General features: G+C 54.1%; 17 protein-coding genes and 1 other RNA gene. 14 read left to right on the forward strand and 4 right to left on the reverse strand.

Annotated features, from left to right (window positions below):
• Positions 1-5 precede the first annotated feature (5 nt).
• Positions 6-1,262, forward strand: coding sequence for a multifunctional transcriptional regulator/nicotinamide-nucleotide adenylyltransferase/ribosylnicotinamide kinase NadR (gene nadR / locus Dpoa569_RS17220; protein WP_042868301.1), 1,257 nt, complete (start codon positions 6-8; stop codon positions 1,260-1,262).
• A gap of 28 nt (positions 1,263-1,290) precedes the next feature.
• On the opposite strand, the gene Dpoa569_RS17225 is transcribed toward nadR, so the two are convergent.
• The 3 genes from Dpoa569_RS17225 to zapA all read right to left on the reverse strand — a co-directional run bounded on the left by Dpoa569_RS17225 (position 1,291) and on the right by zapA (position 2,543).
• Complete coding sequence (locus Dpoa569_RS17225) at positions 1,291-1,905, reverse strand: 5-formyltetrahydrofolate cyclo-ligase (protein WP_042868299.1); 615 nt, start codon at positions 1,903-1,905, stop codon at positions 1,291-1,293.
• 44 nt (positions 1,906-1,949) lie between these two features.
• Positions 1,950-2,132, reverse strand: a non-coding RNA gene (ssrS, locus tag Dpoa569_RS17230) — 6S RNA.
• 81 nt (positions 2,133-2,213) lie between these two features.
• Positions 2,214-2,543 carry a cell division protein ZapA gene (gene zapA, locus Dpoa569_RS17235; protein WP_012883229.1) on the reverse strand — a complete coding sequence of 110 codons (330 nt, stop codon included), beginning with the start codon at positions 2,541-2,543 and terminating at the stop codon, positions 2,214-2,216.
• Positions 2,544-2,750: 207 nt separating this feature from the next.
• Between zapA and Dpoa569_RS17240 the strand changes: the two genes are divergently transcribed.
• The 8 genes from Dpoa569_RS17240 (at position 2,751) to Dpoa569_RS17275 (ending at position 13,702) form a co-directional block, all read left to right on the forward strand.
• A complete protein-coding gene (locus tag Dpoa569_RS17240) occupies positions 2,751-3,335 on the forward strand; it encodes a YecA/YgfB family protein (RefSeq protein WP_042868298.1) in 585 nt (194 codons plus the stop codon).
• 38 nt (positions 3,336-3,373) lie between these two features.
• Positions 3,374-4,705: a Xaa-Pro aminopeptidase gene (pepP, locus tag Dpoa569_RS17245; protein WP_042868296.1), complete on the forward strand. Its 1,332-nt coding sequence runs from the start codon at positions 3,374-3,376 to the stop codon at positions 4,703-4,705.
• A complete protein-coding gene (gene ubiH / locus Dpoa569_RS17250; RefSeq protein ID WP_042868294.1) occupies positions 4,702-5,880 on the forward strand; it encodes a 2-octaprenyl-6-methoxyphenyl hydroxylase in 1,179 nt (392 codons plus the stop codon). Before pepP ends, ubiH begins: the two co-directional genes overlap by 4 nt.
• A gap of 22 nt (positions 5,881-5,902) precedes the next feature.
• Complete coding sequence (ubiI, locus tag Dpoa569_RS17255) at positions 5,903-7,114, forward strand: FAD-dependent 2-octaprenylphenol hydroxylase (protein WP_042868293.1); 1,212 nt, start codon at positions 5,903-5,905, stop codon at positions 7,112-7,114.
• 716 nt (positions 7,115-7,830) lie between these two features.
• Complete coding sequence (locus Dpoa569_RS17260; protein WP_042868288.1) at positions 7,831-8,373, forward strand: YagU family protein; 543 nt, start codon at positions 7,831-7,833, stop codon at positions 8,371-8,373.
• A gap of 284 nt (positions 8,374-8,657) precedes the next feature.
• A complete protein-coding gene (locus Dpoa569_RS17265; protein ID WP_227983091.1) occupies positions 8,658-10,532 on the forward strand; it encodes a DUF1800 domain-containing protein in 1,875 nt (624 codons plus the stop codon).
• 13 nt (positions 10,533-10,545) lie between these two features.
• Positions 10,546-11,769, forward strand: a complete 1,224-nt coding sequence (locus Dpoa569_RS17270; RefSeq protein ID WP_042868284.1) for a DUF1501 domain-containing protein — start codon at positions 10,546-10,548, stop codon at positions 11,767-11,769.
• 28 nt (positions 11,770-11,797) lie between these two features.
• A complete protein-coding gene (locus Dpoa569_RS17275; RefSeq protein WP_050569377.1) occupies positions 11,798-13,702 on the forward strand; it encodes a glycosyltransferase family protein in 1,905 nt (634 codons plus the stop codon).
• Between the two features lie 93 nt (positions 13,703-13,795).
• Here Dpoa569_RS17275 and Dpoa569_RS17280 read toward each other — a convergent pair whose 3' ends face one another.
• Positions 13,796-14,248: a hypothetical protein gene (locus Dpoa569_RS17280; protein WP_042868281.1), complete on the reverse strand. Its 453-nt coding sequence runs from the start codon at positions 14,246-14,248 to the stop codon at positions 13,796-13,798.
• Between the two features lie 622 nt (positions 14,249-14,870).
• Here Dpoa569_RS17280 and Dpoa569_RS17285 point away from each other — a divergent pair.
• The 5 genes from Dpoa569_RS17285 (at position 14,871) to Dpoa569_RS17305 (ending at position 22,133) form a co-directional block, all read left to right on the forward strand.
• Positions 14,871-16,508, forward strand: coding sequence for an ABC transporter substrate-binding protein (locus tag Dpoa569_RS17285; protein WP_146411600.1), 1,638 nt, complete (start codon positions 14,871-14,873; stop codon positions 16,506-16,508).
• Complete coding sequence (locus Dpoa569_RS17290) at positions 16,486-17,451, forward strand: ABC transporter permease (RefSeq protein WP_042868280.1); 966 nt, start codon at positions 16,486-16,488, stop codon at positions 17,449-17,451. The genes Dpoa569_RS17285 and Dpoa569_RS17290 overlap by 23 nt, the downstream gene beginning before the upstream one ends.
• Before the next feature lie 85 nt (positions 17,452-17,536).
• Positions 17,537-18,382: an ABC transporter permease gene (locus Dpoa569_RS17295; protein WP_042873739.1), complete on the forward strand. Its 846-nt coding sequence runs from the start codon at positions 17,537-17,539 to the stop codon at positions 18,380-18,382.
• Positions 18,379-20,058 (forward strand): dipeptide ABC transporter ATP-binding protein, encoded by a 1,680-nt coding sequence (locus tag Dpoa569_RS17300; protein ID WP_146411603.1) that lies wholly within the window; start codon positions 18,379-18,381, stop codon positions 20,056-20,058. The genes Dpoa569_RS17295 and Dpoa569_RS17300 overlap by 4 nt, the downstream gene beginning before the upstream one ends.
• Positions 20,059-20,540: 482 nt before the next feature.
• Entirely contained in the window at positions 20,541-22,133 is a 1,593-nt protein-coding gene (locus Dpoa569_RS17305) for a methyl-accepting chemotaxis protein (RefSeq protein ID WP_042868276.1), read from the forward strand.
• Positions 22,134-22,243: the final 110 nt, after the last annotated feature.

A 22,243-nucleotide genomic window follows, 5' to 3' on the forward strand; every position in this document is an offset into this window, starting at 1 on the left:
AGACCATGTCTCCCTACGATTACCTGAAAACAGCCATCAGACAAAAAGGCTGTACCCTGCAACAGGTCGCCGATGCCGCGGGTATGACCAAAGGCTATCTGAGCCAGTTGCTCAATGCCAAAATCAAAAGCCCCAGCGCCCAGAAGCTGGAGTCATTGCACCGTTTCCTGGGGTTGGAATTTCCTTACCAGCAAAAAAGCATCGGTGTCGTCTTCGGCAAATTCTACCCGCTGCACACCGGCCACATTTATCTGATTCAACGTGCCTGTAGCCAGGTGGACGAGCTGCACGTAATTCTCGGTTACGACGAGCCGCGCGATCGCCTGCTGTTTGAACACAGTTCCATGTCGCAACAACCCACCGTCAGTGACCGCCTGCGCTGGTTGCTGCAAACCTTCAAATATCAGAAAAATATTCACATTCACGCCTTCAACGAACAAGGTATGGAACCCTACCCGCACGGTTGGGACGTGTGGAGCCGCGGTATAAAACAGTTCATGACGGAAAAAGGCATCGACCCCCGCTACGTCTATACCAGCGAAGAGCAGGACGCGCCGCAGTACAAAGAGCATCTTGGCATCGAAACCGTGCTGATCGACCCGAAACGCTCGTTTATGAGCATCAGCGGCGCGCAGATCCGCCAGGACCCGTTCCGCTACTGGGACTATATCCCCACCGAGGTGAAGCCGTTTTTCGTGCGTACTGTGGCGATTCTGGGCGGCGAATCCAGCGGTAAGTCTACGCTGGTCAACAAGTTAGCTAATATCTTCAACACCACCAGCGCCTGGGAATATGGCCGCGACTATGTGTTCTCTCATCTGGGCGGCAACGAAATGGCGCTACAGTATTCCGATTACGACAAAATCGCGCTCGGTCAGGCACAGTACATTGATTTTGCAGTGAAATACGCCAACAAGGTGGCGTTTATCGACACTGACTTCATCACCACGCAGGCATTTTGCAAAAAATACGAAGGCCGGGAACACCCGTTCGTACAAGCGCTGATTGAAGAGTACCGCTTTGATCTGGTGATTCTGCTGGAGAACAACACCCCCTGGGTAGCGGACGGCCTGCGTAGCCTGGGCAGCGCGACAGATCGCAAAGCGTTTCAGGACGTGCTCAAGAATATGCTGGCAGAAAACAACGTGCCGTACGTTCATGTTACCGAATCCGACTACGACAGCCGCTTTCTGCGCTGTGTGGAACTGGTGCAACAGATGCTGGGACACGACCAGCAACACCCGGTGCCAACGGTGGGCTAACGGCTAACCTCACCGCTCGCACGCCGCGTTACCAGCACCAGTGATGGGAAGGCGTGATGATTTCCGGCAACGGCACGTCCCAGCTTTCCACCGGTAATGCATCCACCTGCTGGCAGTCATGCGCCAGCCCGATAGGGTATGGGCCGCGCGCTTGCCAGTGTTGCAACGTGCGGTCATAAAATCCGCCGCCCATGCCAAGCCGCTGCCCGTTGGCATCGAATGCGACCAGCGGTGTCAGCAGCACATCCAACTGCTCAACCGGCAATACCTGACGTACATCCAGCCGCGGCTCCTGAATCTTCAGTCGATTCCACACCAGCTCAGTATCCGGCGCATAGAGTAAAAACAGCAGATGCCCACGGCAGAACGGGTGTAACACCGGCAGATAAACCTGTTTTTGCCGCTGCCATAGCATCTCGATTAACGGCTGGGTATTCAGTTCACCGTCAAATGACAAAAACACCGCCACCCGTCTGGCATCGCCAAGGCGTGCGTGTTCCATCACCCGCTCTGCGGCCTGACGGGAAAAATCCGCCTGCTGATCAGAGCTTAACGCACGGCGACGTTGACGAACCTGCTGACGAATGTGCTGGCGTAATGATGCAACGGGAGAAAGACTGGAAGATGCACTGGCTGAGTTCATGCGCAGTCACTGTCATGCAAATAAATAAGGGGAATAAACGAGAGGGAATCTCCGAGATGCCGCCGCAGGCTGTAACCCTTGAACCCTTGGTTCAAGGTGAACGTAACGTCGCAATCTTAAGGCTTCTCGGACAAACCGAGCGTGCTCACCAACTACGGATCGTTACATTCTGTTGGTTGAAATATCGGCTCAGGGGACTTGCCCGCTGACGAACATCTCAGAGAAATTTTGTTCCTTCAACGCTACCTTATCATGTCTGGCAGCGATGTGTTACCCAAAAAAACGTACTTTTGTCAAAACGAGACGCGCTACTCAAATTGCGCGCCCTGACGCTCGGTAATGCGGCCTTGCTCCAGCAACGCCTGTTCAATTGTCTGCTGCAACATGCGGATACGCTGCTCCATATTGGCGGCATAATCGCGGGTTTTCAACCGCTCCTGCGCCAGTTCATGGCACACATTAAGCGCCGCGATGAACACCAGTTGCTCAGTATTCGTCACCCTAGTACGCACCTTAAGGTCCTGCAACCGCTGGTTAAGATCCTCCGCAGCCTGATTCAGCGCATCCTGCTGTTCTGGCGGACAATTGACTCTTAACGAACGGCCAAAAATCTGAATATCTACCGGTTGTGCAGACATGTCACCTTCGCCTTATTTCGCTTCACGCCCGCAGAGGAACATCCGCTGCGCGGCCCGTGACGGAGCCTTGAAAAAACGGGCGCTACTATATATATCCACAATAGAAGATACAAGCCCTTTCCGGGTCTGGAAACGGAGCTTGCTGGTATAGCAACGGAGCTTGGTGGTAGCATAACATGAACGACCTGCCAACGACGATGAATGCTCATGTCTATACAGAATACACTCCCCGGTTATGAAGTTATCGACCAGCTATTACAACAACATCAGGTTGCCCTGACCGCCGCCGAAATGCACGGTCTGGTCAGCGGTATGTTGTGCGGCGGCAACCACGACGATAGCTGGAAAACACTGACGTTCGAACTGACTAACGATGGTATGGCTTTCCCACAGACGTTGGCCCAACCATTACAACAACTGTATCAGGTGACCCGCGATACACTGGAAGACGAGGGTTTTATGTTCCAGTTGTTCCTGCCGGACGACGCGCTGGAACAGGTCAGCATCTTTGACCGCGCCGACGCGCTGGCCGGATGGGTCAACCATTTTCTGCTCGGCCTTGGTGTCGTCCAGCCGCGCCTTGACAAAACGAAAGGTGAGCTAAAAGAAGCGATTGACGACCTGCGCAATATTGCCCAGCTCGGCTACGACGAAGATGAAGACAAGGATGAACTGGAGCAGTCGCTGGAAGAAGTGATCGAATACGTACGGGTGGCGGCCATCATGTGCCATAACGAATTTACCCGCCCGGTAAGGACTGCGCCGGAACAGAAAAAACCGACGCTGCATTAACACACATTCTGCATTGATGCCCTTTTCAGGAGCAGGTAATGAACCAACAAGAATATCTCCGCCGTCGCCTGGCTCTGCTGGACAAAATGGCGCCCGGCAGCGCGGCGATTCTGTTCGCCGCGCCGGAAGTGCAGCGCAACGCGGACAGCGACTACCCTTACCGCCAGAACAGCGATTTCTGGTATTTCACCGGTTTTAATGAACCGGAAGCTGCGCTGCTGCTGATCAAGAGCGACGAAAATCACCACCACAGCGTGTTGTTTAACCGGGTGCGCGACCTCACCGCCGAAATCTGGTTCGGTCGTCGTCTCGGCCAGGAAGCCGCGCCGGCTAAACTGGGCGTGGACCGCGCGCTGCCGTTCAGCGAAATCGGCGAACAGCTGCATCTGCTGCTCAATGGTCTGGATGTGGTCTACCATGCGCAGGGTGAATACGCCTATGCCGACAAGCTGGTGTTCGCCGCGCTGGACACCCTGCGCACCGGCGGCACACGCAAGGGCTTTCGCGCGCCGGCCACCCTGACCGACTGGCGACCGTGGGTGCACGACATGCGCCTGTTTAAATCGCCGGCAGAAATCGACATCCTGCGCCGCGCCGGTGAAATTAGCGCGCTGGCCCACACCCGTGCGATGGAAAAATGCCGCCCCGGCATGTTTGAATACCAGTTGGAAGGGGAAATCCACCACGAATTCAACCGCCACGGCGCACGCTACCCATCTTATAACACCATTGTCGGCAGCGGCGAAAACGCCTGCATCCTGCACTACACCGAAAACGAATGTCAGATGCGCGACGGCGATCTGGTGCTGATCGACGCCGGATGCGAATACCAGGGCTACGCGGGCGATATCACCCGCACATTCCCGGTCAACGGCAAATTCACCCCGGCGCAGCGCGCAATTTACGATATCGTGCTGGAATCGGAAGTGCGCGCTATTGAGATGTTCGCGCCGGGCCGTAGCATCCGCGAAGTGAATGAAGAAGTGGTGCGCATCATGCTGCGCGGCCTGATCAAACTCGGTATCCTGCAAGGCGATGCAGATACCCTGTTCGCCGAACAGGCGCACCGTAAGTTCTTTATGCACGGTCTGAGCCACTGGCTCGGCATGGATGTGCATGACGTTGGCGACTACGGCACCGCTGATCGTGGCCGGCCACTGGAGCCGGGCATGGTGCTGACAGTAGAACCGGGCCTGTACATCGCGCCGGATGCTGATGTACCGCCGGAGTATCGCGGTATTGGCATTCGCATCGAAGACGATATTGTGATCACCGCAACCGGCAATGACGTGCTGACCGGAAACGTAGTGAAAGATCCGGATGACATCGAAGCATTGATGGCAAAAGCAGCAGCAGGATACGCCTCATGACGGTCATGATTGTCGGCGGCGGAATGGCAGGCGCAACGCTGGCGCTGGCGATCTCCCACCTGTCGAACGGTCGGGTTCCGGTAGACCTGGTCGAAGCCCGCTCGCCGCAAGAGCACCAGCACCCCGGTTTTGACGCCCGCGCCATTGCGCTGGCCCAGGGCACCTGTATGCAGTTGGACGCTATCGGCGTCTGGCAGACGTTCGCCCCCGTCGCCACCCCCATCACCAGCGTACACGTCAGTGACCGGGGTCACGCAGGGCGGGTACGGTTGCAGGCCAGCGATTACCGGGTACCGGCGCTAGGTCACGTGGTTGAACTACACGACGTCGGCAAACGATTGTTCTCGCTATTACAACAGGCGCCCGGCGTGCGATTGCATTGCCCGGCAACGGTAGTCAGTATGCAGCGGGAAGAGAGCAGCGCGTCACTGCAGTTGGACAACGGTACCCTGCTGAGCGGGCAACTGCTGGTGGCAGCCGATGGCTCTCACTCCCGGCTGGCACAGTACGCCGGTATCCAGCGGCAGCACGCGCCTTACGAACAGGTGGCTGTCATCGCCAATGTCACCACCGCGCAAGCACATCAGGGCCGCGCCTACGAGCGCTTCACCGAGCACGGTCCGCTGGCGCTGTTGCCAATGAGCAAAGGCCGCAGCTCACTGGTGTGGTGCCACCCGCTATCACAACAGGCCGAGGTGGATAGCTGGAGCGATACACAGTTTCGCCAGCAGTTGCAGCGGGCGTTTGGCTGGCGGCTGGGGGCGATAACCCAGGTCGGCGAGCGTCACAGTTATCCGCTGGCACTCTCGACCGCCAGCCGGCACATCAGCCACCGGTTGGCGCTGGCAGGCAATGCGGCGCAAACTCTGCACCCCATCGCCGGGCAAGGGTTCAACCTCGGTTTGCGCGACGTAATGACACTGGCGGAAACCGTGGTGGCCGCAGTCGAACAGCAGGAAGATCCGGGCAGCCAAATGGTGTTGCAACGCTATCAACGTCGCCGCCAGCCAGATCAGCACACCACGGTAACCTTGACCGACGGGCTGGTGCGCGTCTTCTCCAACCGCCTGTTTCCGATGGAAGTCGGGCGGAATCTGGGGCTGATGGCGATGAATGGCCTGCCGCTGCTGCGTGACGTGCTGGCACGGCGTACGCTGGGCTGGGTGGAACGTTAATACAGACAGGAATTCATGCTCTATGCAATCATTTGATGTGGTCATCGCGGGTGGAGGAATGGTCGGGTTGGCACTGGCCTGTGGTTTGCAAGGCAGCGGCCTGAACGTCGCGGTGCTGGAAAAGCAGGCGGCCACGGCACCATCGGCAACCGGTCCGCACGCGCTGCGCGTATCCGCCATCAATGCCGCCAGCGAAACGCTGCTGCGTAAGCTCAACGTCTGGCCGGGCATTGCCGCACAACGGCTGAGTCCCTACAACGACATGTACGTTTGGGATAAAGACAGCTTCGGCAATATTCGTTTTTGCGGTGAAGAGTTTGGGTTTTCCCACCTCGGCCACATAGTCGAAAACGATGTCATCCAGTGGGCATTGTGGCAACAGGCAGCCCAATCGCGGGATATCACTCTGCTGGCGCCCGCTGCACTGCGGCAGGTGGCCTGGGGCGAAACGGAAGCCTTCATTACACTGGAAGACGGCAACATGCTCACTGCCCGGTTGGTGGTGGGAGCAGACGGCGCACACTCCTGGCTGCGCCAGCACGCTGATATTCCACTCACTTTTTGGGATTACGGCCATCATGCGCTGGTCGCCAACATCCGGACTGAACAGCCGCACGGCGCTACCGCCAGTCAGGTATTCCACGGCGACGGTATTCTGGCATTTCTGCCGCTCAGCGACCCGCATCTTAGTTCGATAGTCTGGTCGCTGCCGCCAGAACGTGCCCGACAAATGTGCGAGCTGCCTGCCGGGGAGTTTGCCAGACAACTGGCAATCACCTTCGATATGCGGCTGGGGCTGTGCCAGTTAGAGAGTGACCGCCAAACCTTCCCGCTTACCGCGCGTTATGCCCGCAGCTTTGCGGCTCACCGGCTGGTGCTGACGGGCGATGCGGCACACACCATTCATCCGCTGGCGGGTCAGGGCGTCAACCTCGGTTTTATGGACGTGGCGGAGCTGATTGCCGAACTCAAACGGTTACAGGCGCAAGGTAAAGACATCGGCCAGCACCTGTATCTGCGACGTTACGAACGGCGTCGCAAACACAGTGCGGCCATGATGCTGGCGAGTATGCAGGGCTTTCGTACCCTGTTCGCCGGTTCACACCCGGTTAGCAGCCTGCTGCGTGATATCGGCCTGAAGCTGGCGGACACACTGCCAGGCGTCAAGCCGACGCTGGTACGTCAGGCGATGGGGCTTAACGATCTCCCTGACTGGCTGAACCACGCCAGTTAACCTGAAGTAAAACTATTAACCTTAAGTAAAACTATCGGGCTGCGTGCGTTCATGGCGCAGCCCACACATTACAGCCCACGTATCAGTAATCAACCAGTGGCTGCTTTTCATCAGCTTATTTCCTTCCCGCCAGCATTTCTGCATCCTGCTTCATAAAAACCATCTGACTGGTTATGTTTAATCTGTGCAGTGGTAACAAGGAAAATAAGAGCAGCCCTTTCTTTGAGCATATCGTCGAATAAGAAGAAAACATGAAAATATAAATCCACTGAGCGCATAATAAATATTCATCGCTACCACCCCTGAAATAACGAAATAAATAAAATGATAATGAATAGAAATAAAATAATCGATATTCCAGTCACTTGAACGATAACGAATACAGTTGGATGTCATCAACATCGCAAAGAAAACCACGCCAATTATTTCCATCACATAAGATAACGCCTTAATATTTCATTATGAAATTATCCAATCCGCAGAAAAAAACACCACACCCCTGTCACAATAGAGCATAAAAATTAATATCCACTGCATTAAAAAAACACCATTTGAAATTAGTAGCAATTAACTTATCAGATAAATAATAACGATAAGCAATACTCGAATACCGTAATTCAAAGGCGTATACTGCCGGCAAAGATGAACGTGATTATTTAAGGAGAGTGAATTATTCACTGTTCATCTTTTCTTTTTTGTTCTTAAGGAGAAATACCATGCAAGCTCGTACTATTAAGGAAAAAATCATACTGGCAGTGGTGGTTGGCATTATTGCCGGCATCATTTGCGCGATTGCCAAATTTGGCTGGGAAATCCCCTTCCCGCCTCGTACCCCGGCAAGGGATCTCACCAACCCGCCTCAGCAATTATTACAGCAGCTTGGCATGTCGTTTGATCTCTCCCACCTGACATATCTGTTCAATGGTAACCCACGGCCTATCATGAGCTTCATCATGCACTTCGGCTTCTCAATTACCTTTAGCGTGCTTTATTGCGTAGCGGCGGAATTCTGGCCACGCATCAAACTGTGGCAGGGTGCGTTCTACGGCCTGGTGCTCTGGGTGGTGTTCCATGTCGTGCTGCTGCCATTATTCGGTACTGTACCTGCGCCATGGGACCAGCCATTCGCCGAACACTTTTCAGAAATTTTCGGCCACATGTTCTGTTTCTGGGTAGCGGAGCTGGCACGGCGTGACCTGCGTAACCGTATCACCCATCAGTCAGAAGACAACACATTGACCACGCAACACGCGCACTGACCTTATCACGCTCTGATTATCTGGTTACCTAACCCCTGACTCTGATTAGGGGTTTTTCATATCCTCTCGCCCGTTTTTTCCTTCGATCTGCCAGGCTTTTCCCCCACCACCAACCTGTAACAGGGGAACCGTTCCACCTGGCACCTAAACCAAAACATCCTACAGTCATTTCATAACGCAGGAAGCGTCATCATGAAATAACTAAGGACACCGCAATGATGCCCATTTATTTTCTTACGTCTTCGTATGTTCTGATATCTCGCCACGTTTTTAGCCGTGTCTGCATGGTTGGCATATTACTGCTGCTTTGCGGCAGTGCTCGTGCGCTCACACCTGATGATGCCCGACATTTACTTGAACGCACCAGCTTTGGCGCCAGCAAGCAGGATATTGCAGCCCTGCTGCCGCTTTCCAGAGAGCAGGCGGTATCACAGTTAGTGGCATCACTGGATAAACCGCACTATATTCAGCCACCCGCTTATATTTCCCGGCCTCGTCCCAATTACTGGGACAAAGACTGGGAAAAAGAGCAGGTGGTGTTTTACCGCATCAATGAAATTCATCAGTTACAAGACTGGTGGATGCAGGAGATGATTGAAACCCCCGCGCCATTCGCCGAGCGGCTGACGCTCTTCTGGCACAATCACTTTGTTTCCCGTTTCCAGAACACCCGTATTTCCGCGCCTTTTTATGATCAACTGCTGCTATTTCGCCGCTGGGGCGGCAAAGATTTTCGCCAGTTACTGAAAGGGATTTTGCGTGATCCAATGATGTTAAGCGGATTGGATAACGTGAAAAATACCCGTACACACCCCAATGAAAACCTGGCCCGTGAATTGATGGAACTGTTCACGCTGGGTGTCGGCCATTACAGCGAACAGGATGTAAAACAGGTAGCGCGCCTGCTGGCCGGGCATACTGTCGCTCAGAATGACGGCTGGCGCTATCTGGTCAATGAGCAAGAGCGCGACATCGGGGAAAAAACGATCCTTGGGCAATCGGTAGCAGGCAATGCCAGTGACGAACTGGATCAGTTAGTAGAGATATTATTGCGCCAACCCAGCACCGCCGAGCACATTGCCGGAAAATTCTATTATGAGTTTGTTTCCATCACACCGAATGACGAGGAAGTGCACAGGCTGGCGGGGATATTGCGCGACAGCGATTATAACTTGCGGGCGCTACTCAACGCGCTGTTATTAAGCGAAGCATTTTGGGCACCGGAAAACCGCGGCAATTTAATCAAATCTCCGCTGGATGTGATTGTCGGGTTTGCCCGCACCTTTCGCCTGCGGATGCCCGATTACCGCATCCTCACGGACTATGCCGCTGTGCTGGGGCAAGAGCCATTCAGCGCGCCGGATGTTTCCGGCTGGAAAGGCGGCCTGAACTGGTTAAACAACAGCCAGATCACCAACAGAAAACGTATCATTGAACGGCTGTGGATTGCCGTTAGCCAGTCATATCGGCTCGCGGACGAGTCTGCTGACGGATTGCATATTCGTTTCAGTTCCGAATACCGACAGGTTCCCGCCACGTTCAGTGTACGCGTCAACCAGCAGCCCGTCGGGACGATTACCGCCAAAGCCGGCTTGCTCACACAAGGTATTGAGAAAGCCTCTAACGAATCTGCGGCCATGAAACCTATGTGGGAAAATGCCACTATTCCCAGCGCCGCACTGCCGCCGCACCCGCAAACCGTCACACTCGGTTTTGCGCTGAAAGACGTGGATACCCATCTGTTCATCAACTGGATAGCGCTCAACGGCAAGCGTTATAACCCATCAAGCGCGCGTTGGGTAAAAGCGGTAGCAGGCCGCTGCCCGAATGGGGTGCCGACCGGTGCTTTTTATTGTGATGCCGAGCTGGAGTTCTCGTTAGATAACACCGTCAGCACTGACCGCGCCTCGCTGGAAGACTTACAAACACCACTGAACTTCAACATTGAATATGGCACGGCACGGTTACAGCTACACCCTCAGCCTACGGTGACAGCAGATACGCCGTCATCCCCTTTGCCACTACTTCCCCCGCTGATGCCCGCGCTGCCTGATGATGTCGCCTCTGTGATGCAAGCGGCATCTGCCAGTCAGCTCAGGGAATTACAGCAGCAGATGTATCGGATTCTGAGCATAGACCCGGCCTATAACCTGAAATAATCCGGAGTGATATATGACAACTGCACCTGACTATACCCGCAGAAATTTGCTGAAACTGTTTGGCGCGTTACCATTAGTCTCGCTGTTGCCTGCCCCTGTGCTGGCTGAAAACCTCCAGGCATTACGCCAGCAAACCGGCCAGCGCAGGCTGATCATCGTCGAGTTGTTTGGCGGTAACGATGCGCTTAATACCCTGATTCCCTATCGTGACCCGCTTTATCGTCACTATCGACCCAATCTGGCTATTCCGGCCAAACAATGGCTCCCTCTCAACGATGAATTCGCTTTTAACTCCGCGCTCGCCGCGCTGGAAGCGATTTATCAGCATGGGGAACTAGCTATCATCCCGGATATCGGTTATCCCCATCCCACACTGTCGCATTTTGATGCCACGACTATCTGGAATACCGGTTATACCGATCCCACACGACATTCAGGCTGGGCAGGCCGCACGATTGCCGCCAATCAACGCTGGGCCAGACACCACGATGCGGATGGGATTGTGTTCTCAGGTTCGCCAGATTTTATCCAGCAAGAAGGGGTGCACGCCCTCGAACTTCAGGACACCAGTACGCTGCTGTCTGACGAGCCAATGCGCTTACAATCCGACGCGCAGACAAGCAGCGCCGCGTCACATTACCTGCGAACCCTGATAGACAATCACCAAAATATCAGCCAACGCATTCGGCAAAAACTCAATCGCCCCAATCCGTTTGAACGATTATTCAACCCCACGCAGTCAGGCTACATGGAACCGGTTTACATTCAGGGGGCGCAGTTGCTGTGGCTGATCGCCTGCGGCGTTGATACCCCGGTGCTGAAATTAGGCATGTCGGGCTTTGATCTGCATTCACTGATGCATGAACACCATAACCCTCTCTTGCAACAACTTGCCCGGCTACTGACAGGATTGCGTCAGGGGCTGATGGATATCGGCACCTGGAACAACAGCCTGATTCTGGTGCAATCAGAATTTGGTCGCAGGCCGCAAGAGAACGCCTCCGGCGGTACGGACCACGGCTCCAGCGGCGTCGCTTTCTTACTCGGCGGCGCCCTCAACGGCGGCATATATGGAACACGCTCAGACCTTGCCAAACTGGATGAAGCGGGCAACCCCGTCTTTACCACCGATTTTCGCCACCTCTACTCCAGCATTGTGACGCAGTTCTGGCAATTGCCTCATAACCCATTACAGCAGGAAGGTTTTTCCCCTCTGGCTTTGCGCTTCTACACCTAACGCCATCATGACGACAAGGATGACTATCATGAATCACGATGCCACTACACGCCAAATCAGGAACGACGCATACAGCAGTACTGAACCACAAGATGTTATTCACGAGCACGTATCGGATGGGGAATTGATATACACAACCTCGTTGCCTGACGTATGCGATATTCTGGTGTGCGTTACCCTGTATAACGAACCACCGATTGCCCTTAACAACACACTGGCGGCATTATTTCGCAGCCATACATTGACTTACGGTGATGACCCGACGCCGCCATCATTGGTGATTTGCATCATCACCGACGGTGAGTCTGCATTGCATCCTGACACCCGATGCTGGCTGGCCTCGTCAGGTTTCACGTTGTCCGATTCCTCAGGCACGCCAGCGCCCCATAAAGGCAGCCACAATTGTTTGCACGTTCAACGCAGCCGCAGCTCTGACAGCCAACCGGTTGGAAAGATTTCCACCTCGCTCAAGCCTTACTGCAAAAAGTCTCTGCCCCAACTGCTGCTGGCCGAGAAACGAGACAACCGAGGGAAACTGGATTCGCACAACTGGTTTTTTCGCCACCTTTGTCGTCTAATCACCCCGCGTTATGTGCTGCAAATCGATACCGGCTCGATTCCTGATGTCGCCTGCCTGTACAACCTGTATCACTATCTGGAACAACATCCTGATTGTGCGGCACTGGCAACGCATACCCTTACCGCGATGCCGACCGACACCAGGCTGCTGACAAACTGGCAATACAGTGATTTTCTCTGGGAAAAACTCACCGACTGGCCGGTGAGCCAATGCCTGGGCTATATGGATGTGATTCCCGGTCAATGCAGCCTGATACGCTATGCCGCATTGGTCACCCCCGGCCCGCAGGGGTCATGTCCTTTACAGCACTACTTGCGCGGCCTGCATCCCAAAGGGCTGCTGGAACATAACCAGTTTCTGGCAGAAGATCGCGTACTGGGGTTTGAACTCATCAAAGATACCCCTGCCACCACGGAGTACCTGCCCTCAGCCAGACTGGAAACGGATGCCTGTTCCACACTGGGGGAACTGATGCGCCAGCGCCGCCGCTGGATCAACAGTACTCTGGCGGTTCGCTTCGCCACCTTGCTGGAGTTGCCTGCGCTCTGGCGTAATGCATCGCTCTCACGCCCCCGAAAACTGCAGATTACGTTGGCCATACTGTGGCATTGCAGTTCGCTGTTTACCTTACTCTTCACCCCTACGCTGCTGAGTATGTCAGCCGCAATCAGTATGCCGCAGCTGTTATCAACCACATCACAGGAGATGACAGCCTATCTTTGGGCAGGCAGCGTATTATTACTGTGGTTTGGAGTAATGTGCCTAAGCCGATCATGCAATATCAACACCGCATCAGGGCTTATGCTGCATCAGATTGCGATGATTATCATGGGACTCTCGACGACCTTACTCACCCTTTGTAGTCTGATCACTTATCCGCTGGCGATAATCATGTTACTTGCAACGCCATTGCTACTTGCCGCTATCGTTTCACCCGATAACCTAAGCGCATTGTGGCGTATGGCAATTTTCTATTTACCCAGTTTGCTGTTTTTCCCGTTATATCTGACCACTTACTCTCTCGCACAGTTCAGTGATGTCAGTTGGGGAACCAAAGGGCTTATCCATCTCACCGCCAATAAAACTTCAATGCGCTGGCAACGAGCACGGGATAAAATACTGTCGGGATGGTTGATGACGAATGTGCTGCTTACCCTGACCCTGCTGCATACAGGAGAGCGTTTCAGTCTTTGTTTTGCCTCTGCATTGATTGGTTTTATTCTGATACGCTATTTTATTGCCGCACTGTGTCACCACTTTCTTACGACAACCGCCCCTGTCGTTACCAACACTCACCACAACCAAACCGGTAATCATGGTGATAGCATAATTAATGGCAAACCGGCAAAGTAAGATAGTGACTCAAAAACCCTAAAAGGGCCTCAGCATTAACAACCTGTTCAAATCATAGATAAAAAAACCTAACCCCATGAGCCGTGGACACTGCTACTTCACGGCCATTATCTTGCGTAAGGCACGACTGGTAATGCCAAAATCCCTGGCAATTTGTTCCTGACTCACGCCCTGGCTTAACAATGATGTGACGGCAATATGCCTGAGTTTCAAATAAATTCCCCAGGACGAAGGAATGTCCAGGGCATTATCAGGCATTGAGTGGAATAGCATTTTTTCATGGGTCTTTTCCGACAGGCGCATCCCCACTCGCTGAACAAACAGAGGATAATTCCTGCTGATATAAATTCGACACCCTCCGTGGCTGATAATAAACTCGATCATTTTATCAAAACCATCATTCTCAATAATTTCTGACACAACCCAAGGCAATGAAGAAAGTACCTTCACTTTATTATTTAAATAAAAATCATTAAACACCACAAAGCGGGGGTCATTTAAATCAGGCAAACCAGAAAATATACTGCGAAGAATACAATAATCCACGCCACCTCCTTTTTTCAAAAGGCGTAACCGACGGATAAAAAATAAAAATTAAATAATAAACATCCGAAATCAAATATAGGAAATAAATAAAAAATGAACTTAAAATCCAGATGACAATATATTTCCACAGAAATAACACGATGAAAACATAAAAAACAGCAAAAAAAAGAAAGGCAATGGGAAATAATAATATAAACAATATAAATGGATTATTATAATAAATACTGGATCATAACTGGAAATTACCAAACATCAGTGAGAGAGTTGGCAAAATAATCAACTTAGAGAGAATTATTTACAGGGTCAAAAAAGACCTTATAACCAAATCATTCATTTTTTGCCTTCTGGCTCCTGGCTCCGCTTACTCCTAACTATTACCGGTCAGCCTCGTCACCTGGGAAACTCGTCACCTGGGAAAGTTGTTTTTCCAGGCGGTTACCGGCCAGCAGCATCCATCTCCATTCCTCATGTACCCTACGTATTTATACACTTCTCCTTTATTTTTATATTTTTTTAGGAATTAAAAATAATTTTTTATACTTTTACACCCTTATGACACCCCCCTAGAGTACATAGCTATGACTACACTTCTTCTAAGCTAAATTTTTTGAGGACTCAGGGAATGGCAACATTATATCCGGCACCTCCGGCAAGCAAAACATCACGGATAGCTTTACTTATCGCAGCGCTGCTGTCTCTGGCAGTAAGCGCATCGCCTTTTGCCAACGCGGCAGACGCGACCGCCACACCCGTGTCAGGCGGTACGTTGAATATCGGGCTGGGCAGCGACACCCCGGTTATCGATCCGTCCATTACCGCTTACTCTGTCGCCGCGCTGGTTGCCCGCAACGTGGTGGATTCACTGGTAGGTCAGGCAGAAGACAACCGTTTTACCCCCTGGCTGGCTGAACGCTGGGAAATCAGCGACAACAATACCCGCTACACCTTCCACCTGCGTAAAGACGTGACGTTCAGCGACGGCACCAAACTGGATGCGGCAGCAGTAAAATATAATCTGGACCGTATTCTCGACCCCAAAACCACCTCCAGTTACGCAAAATCCCTGCTGGGACCGATTGATAACATCGCCACACCGGACGACTACACGGTAGTGATCAGCTACAAAAACCCGTTCGCTGCGCTGTTACAAGGTTTGAGCCTGCCTTTCCTTGGCATTCAGTCGCCGACGTACCTGAAAAATACGCCGAATACCAGCAACACCCTTGTCGGTTCTGGTCCGTTTATTCTGGAGTCGTTCATAAAAGGTAGTGGCAGCCGCCTGAAAAAACGCCCGGATTACCATTGGGGACCGGGTTATGCCGCACACTCTGGCCCAGCTTATCTGGATAAAATCGAATTCAAATACCTGCCGGAATCGTCAGTGCGCCTTGGCGCGCTGAGCAGCGGCCAGGTACAGGCGATTGACGCCGTCCCCCCCGCCAATGCCGCCGCACTGAACAAAGACCCTCGTCTGGAATTGATCACCCGCGAGAACCCCGGCGTTAATCGCGTACTTTATCTGAACACCTCCAAAGGCCCGTTCCAGGACGTCAACATACGCCGCGCCTTCCTGCACGCAGTGGATGCGGCATCGGCGACAAAAGTCGCGTTCTTCGGCACCCTGAAAGCCGCGGACAGCATTCTTGGCCCGTCCACGCTGTATTACGACAAATCAGCCGCCGCACTGGGTGGTTTTGACCTGAAAAAAGCCAACCACCTGCTGGATGAAGCCGGCTGGAAAACCAAGGATAGCGACGGTTACCGCACCAAAGACGGCAAACGCCTGACTGTGAATTTCGTCTATAGCACCGGTTCTTCAGAAGCAGCGGAAATTACCCTGTTTCAGGCCGTGCAGTATCAGGTGAAACAGGCCGGTATCGATCTCCAGCTCAGCCCGGTGGACAGCGGGGGCTTTATCAGCCGCACCAATGACAATGACTATGATATCGCCTCTAACTACTTTGTACGCGCCGAGCCGGATATCCTGCGTACGGTGTTCGACTCCAACTACATTCCGCCCAACGGCAACAACTTCAGCCGCATCCACTCGCTGGATGAGCCGTTGAGAAAAGCCATCGGCGCCAGCGACGCTGAGCGTAAGCAGCTTTACAGCGCTATTCAGCATGAACTGCTTGATCAGGCTTACGCGGTGCCGCTGTTTATCCCGGCCTACCAACTGGGGCTGTCGAAAAAAGTACAAGGCATCAGTTGGGCCACTAACGCGAAACCGAACTTCTATGATGTCTGGATTAAACCGTAACCGGGCCGTCACAGCCCTCCAGCGACTCTTCACCATCGTGGCGGTGCTTTGGGGCGCCGCCACACTGACGTTTATTGCCGTTAAACTGATCCCCGGCGATCCGGTGGCGATCTTAAGCGGTGGCGATAACGTGGTGGATGAGGCGTACCGGGCAGCACTGATCAAACAGTTTGGACTCGATCAGCCGCTGTGGATGCAATACCTGCGTTACTGCGGACAGGCGCTGCAAGGCGATTTCGGTGTCAGCTATCAATACCGGCAGCCGGTAGTCACATTGATTGGCGACGCCATGCGGGAAACCATCCAGCTTGCGATTAGCGCATTAGCACTGGCATTGCTGCTGTCGGTTATCAACGCGTTGCTCACTGCCGGTCGTCACGCCCGGCTGCGGGCATTGCTCTCCTGGCTGGAGCTGACGCTGCTCAGCACGCCGGTTTACTGGATCGGCATCGTATTGCTCAGCGTTTTCAGCTTCCGGCTACAGTGGTTTCCGGTGATGGGCAACGACGGGTTGATATCGCTGGTGCTGCCGGTCATCACGCTGAGTCTGCCGCTGGCGGCGCTGTTAAGTCAGGTGCTGCGCGACGGACTGGAAGAGGCGCTGTCGCAACCGTTCGCGCTGACAGTGCGTACCCGCGGCGTTAGCGAAACCTGGCTGCGCTTGCGGCACGGTTTGCGCCATGGCGCGCTGGCTGCTTCAACGCTGACCGGCACGCTGCTGGCGGGCGTGTTGAGCGGTTCGGTGCTGACCGAAACCGTGTTTGGCCGCGCCGGCATCGGCCAGATTACCCTTCACGCCATCGAAAGCCGTGACATGCCGCTGGTGCTGGGGCTGGTGATGCTGTCCGCGCTGTTATTTGTGGTCATCAACCTGCTGGTGGATGCGCTGTATCTGCTTATCGATCCCCGTTTGAGAAAAAAGGCGAACGCCCATGAGCAGTGAACCGTTAACCTATAAACCTGTAGTTCATCAACCGTTAGTACATCAACAATTAGTCCATCAACCTATAACAGGTAACGGGCTTCTGATGCGGATACGCCGGTTCCGGCACACCGCCTATCGCAGCCCCTGGCTGGCACCGGCCACGGTGTTGCCTGCCGCCGCCGTGTTGCTGTTACTGCTGGCGGTATTTTTTCCGTCGCTGCTTACACATCACCTGCCGGATCAGATGGACATGGGGGCAGTGCTCCAGCCTCCCGGCACAGGCCACTGGTTCGGTACCGACCCGCTTGGGCGCGATGTATTCACCCGTGTGGTATACGGTACGTCGTTGTCACTGAGTATCGGCGTTGGCGCGATGTTGATCGCCTGCATCGGCGGCATACTGCTGGGTACGCTATCAGCGCTGGCACCGTTGCCAATACGCCGCGTGCTGGTGCGGTTGCTGGATATTATGCTGGCGTTTCCGGAAATGCTGTTGGCGTTGCTGGTCATCGCCGTACTGGGCCGCGGCCCGGAAAACACGCTACTGGCGGTCGGGCTGGCAGGCATCGCCAGCTATGCACGGCTGGTACGCTCGCAGGTGCTGCAGGTGAAACTTTCTGGCTATGTGGAACATGCCGTCGCACTGGGCGAACATCCGCTGTACATCGTGATACGTCATATCATTCCCAACACCTTACGGCCATTGCTGATTCTGGCGACCATTGGCGTCGGCAATGCGGTATTGTCCGCCTCGGCACTGAGTTTTCTTGGGCTTGGCGTGGTGCCGCCTACCGCCGAATGGGGCGCACTACTGGCCGATGGCCGCAACTTTCTGGATATCGCCCCCTGGGCCAGCCTGTTTCCCGCCAGCGTTGTCGCGCTGTCGGTAATCGTTATCACTCTGCTGGGCCGGCGTTTGCAGGCCATTCTGGCCAGGGGGACGGCATGAGTCAGCCTGCTTCGCAGCCATTACTGCGCGTTGATGGGTTGAGCGTGACCTTCCCCAGCCCGTACGGGCCGGTGGAATCGGTGCGCAATTTGTCGTTTCAGGTCAATCCAGGGGAGATACTGGCGCTGGTGGGCGAATCCGGTTCCGGTAAATCGGTCACCGCCCGCACGCTGGTCGGTCTGGCGGGTGAACGGGCGCACATTCAGGCCAACGCCATCGAACTGGTGTGCCATGACGGTAACCGGTGCGATCTGCAAAAACTGAGTGCCCGGCAATGGCAACAAGTGCGAGGCCGGGAGATCGGCTTTGTCTTGCAGGATGCGCTGGTATCGCTCGATCCGCTGCGGCGCATCGGGCAGGAAGTGGCAGAACCACTGCTGACCCATCAACTGGCCTCGCGTGACGATGTAGCAACCCGCGTCGCTGAACTGCTGGCTCAGGTCGGTATTCCCGATCCTGCCAACCGTGCCGCACAATACCCGCATGAGCTGTCCGGCGGTTTGCGCCAGCGGGCGCTGATCGCCTCAGCGCTGGCTGCCGGACCCAAACTGTTGATCGCCGACGAGCCTACCACCGCGCTGGATGCCACCGTCCAGCAACAGATACTCACGCTGTTTACCACTCTGGCGCAAGCCGGGCACGGCGTGCTGCTGATCACCCACGATCTGGCGGTGGTTTCGCAAGTCGCCGATCAGGTGATAGTGATGCAACAAGGCGAGTTGGTGGAGCACGGCCCGGCACGACAGGTGCTGTCCGCGCCGCAACACCCATACACCCGCAGGCTGCTGGCGGCAATTCCGACTGCCGCCACCCGTGGCAACTGGCTGGCAGGAGCAAACCCGCTCAGTGCGCAGGCATCGCGCGTGCTCTCCGGCGCTGGCGATGCAGGCAAAAAGAGCGGGCTGGCGTTGCAGGTAGATGAAGTCTCTGTCTGGTTCAAACGCCCGGATGGCAGCCGCCTGACCGCGGTAAACAACATTTCGCTGGCGGTGGAACGTGGCGAAACGCTGGGCATTGTTGGCGAATCCGGTTCAGGTAAGACCACGCTGGGGAAAGTGATGCTGGCGTTACAATCACCGGACAGCGGTGAAGTGCGCCTGTCCGGCCACCCCTGGAGCACACTGGCCGAACGGCAACGCCGCCCATTGCGCGCCCGAATCCAGACCATCACTCAGGACCCGCTCAGCTCGTTCGATCCGCAGTTCACCATTGAACAGATCCTGTTGCAACCGTTGCGGCTACGACGCGATCTCAGCCCACACGCCCGTCAGCAACGTATTCTTACCCTGTTGGAACTGGTAGGGTTATCGCCAACGCTGCTTTCCAGACGGCCACCATCGTTGTCCGGCGGGCAGCGCCAGCGTATCTCCATCGCACAGGCGTTGGCGGCGGAGCCGGATGTGCTGATTTGTGACGAACCGGTATCGGCGCTCGATGTCACCACGCAGGCGCAGGTGCTGGACCTGTTGGTGGCGTTGCAGCAATGCCTGCACCTGTCGATGGTGTTTATTTCTCACGATCTGGGCGTAGTGCAGCACATGAGTCATCGGATTGCGGTGATGAAAGATGGCGATGTGGTAGAGCGAGGTACCGTGGAACAGATATTCTCTCAACCACAACACCCCTATACCCGGCAATTACTTTCCACCGTCGCCCCGGTGGTGGTTAGCCGGTAATGGGGGAGGTCCATCCACTGTTGTTGAGACTCACTGTTGTTGAGACTCACCGTTGATAAGAATCTTCGTTGCTAAGACGCGCATATCATCAAATCAGCGCCTCCCGAAAGATACAGCCCACATCAGATGGGCTGTATTGCTTTGATTATTTGCGGCAAACGAATCAAGCCATCGTGACGAGATTCATGCGGCATCATGCAGGCAACGGCAATTAACGTTGATCATAGAGTTATTCATAAGGTACGACATCGTATTACTGGCAGTGCTTTTCTATTTATCTACCTCTGATCTACATAGCCCTCAGATACGCGTCGTTTTATTCACAAAAGACCAAAAATCACTAACCGGGATCACAAAACCATCGTTCCAAAAATAAAAAAACAATTTGCCAAAATCACGATTCACTCTATAAAACGGAACAGACTTTTGAATTATCATGCCGTAACTAAAGACACCTTCTCTTAATTAAAAAGAAAACCGCGATGAAAAAACTCTCACAATTAACCGTCTTTTCAAAACTCTTGCTAGGGTTTTCCGTGCTCATCGTCATGATGCTGTTGCTCGGTATTGTGGCGATTTACCAGCTCAACGCCAGTGACAATAATGTTGGCACGTTCAAGAATAACCGTATGCCCGGTGTCCGTTATACGCTGGAAATGCGTGGTATGTTGTCGGAAATACGGCTGCAACAGGTGCAATATATTGCGTCGAAAACACCGCAGGAAATCGAAGGCCATAGGGTCGAGTTATTGCAGAATCAGGATATATTCCTTAAAGCTCAGGCCAATTACGCTAACCTGTTGAAGAATGCGCCGCAGGACAAACAAGCGTTATTCAATCAGGTTGTTGATAATTTTAAGAACTTTGTTGATGTTAACAGTAAAGTCATCGATGCCGTTAACAACGGAAGGCTGGACGAAGCCAGTAAAATCAGCGGTGCCGTCTCCTCCAAATATCGTACCCAGTTAATGAAAGATCTGGCGCAATTGGTGGATATGGAAATTGCGGCAGGTGAACAGGCCGGCGTCGCCTCGGAAGCTGGCTATAAAGATGCGCTGTATACACTATCCGGCCTGCTGGTGCTGGCACTGATTGCCACCGCCGTCATCACCACGTTAATTACCCGCAGTCTGTCACGTCAGCTTGGCGGCGAACCTGATTACGCGTCAGCCATTATGAATCAGGTTGCATTAGGGAATCTGCGTGTTCCTATCGCGCTGCGTGCCGGTGACACCAACAGTTTGCTGGCGACCATGAAACTCATGAACGAAAAACTGGCTGAAATCATTCGGGGTATCGTGGAAGGTAGTGAATCTATCTCGCTTGCCGCCAATGAAATGGCTCAGGGAAATAGCGATTTGTCACAGCGTACCGAGGAGCAAGCGGCGTCGCTGGTGCAAACCTCTTCCAACATGCAGCAGATTACTGAAACGGTAAAACGCAACGCCGACAACGCCCATCAGGCCAGCGAACTGGCGCGCCAGACGTCTCAAACCGCGATACACGGCGGCAATGTGGTAGACGACATGCTCAAACGTATGCATGAAATTTCCGCCAGTTCGCAGAAAATCGTCGATATTATCTCGGTGATCGAAGGCATTGCTTTCCAGACCAACATTCTGGCGCTTAACGCTGCGGTGGAAGCGGCACGCGCAGGCGAACAAGGCAAGGGATTCGCCGTCGTCGCCGGAGAAGTACGTAGTCTGGCACAAAAAAGTGCGAACGCCGCCAAAGAGATCAAAACGTTGATTGAAGGCACGGTAGAGAAAATCACCGATGGCTCCCGTCATGCCGATACCGCCAGTCAGGCCATGGAAGAGATCGTCAGCGCGGTCAGCAAGGTCACCGATATCGTGGCGGAAATTTCGATGGCGTCCAACGAACAGCATCAGGGGATCAAGGAAATCAGCGTTGCTATCGAGCAGATGGACCGGGTAACCCAACAGAACGCTGCGCTGGTTGAGCAAGCCGCCACCGCCGCTCAGTCGATGACGGAACAGAGCGAGCAGTTGCGCGATTCCGTCCGCTTCTTCCACCTGGAAGCCCAGCAGCCGTCCGCATTACGCCTTAACTGATCCAACTTACCGGGCCGTCACACGACGGCCCGCTTGCTGTTTACCTCGCACGTCTTACCTCTCACTGCTGGCCCCTCACGTCTTACCTCGCCTTTCCGTTCCCTGCGCAG

This window comes from Dickeya poaceiphila (genome assembly GCF_007858975.2).
GTDB classification, from domain to species: Bacteria; Pseudomonadota; Gammaproteobacteria; order Enterobacterales; family Enterobacteriaceae; genus Dickeya; species Dickeya poaceiphila.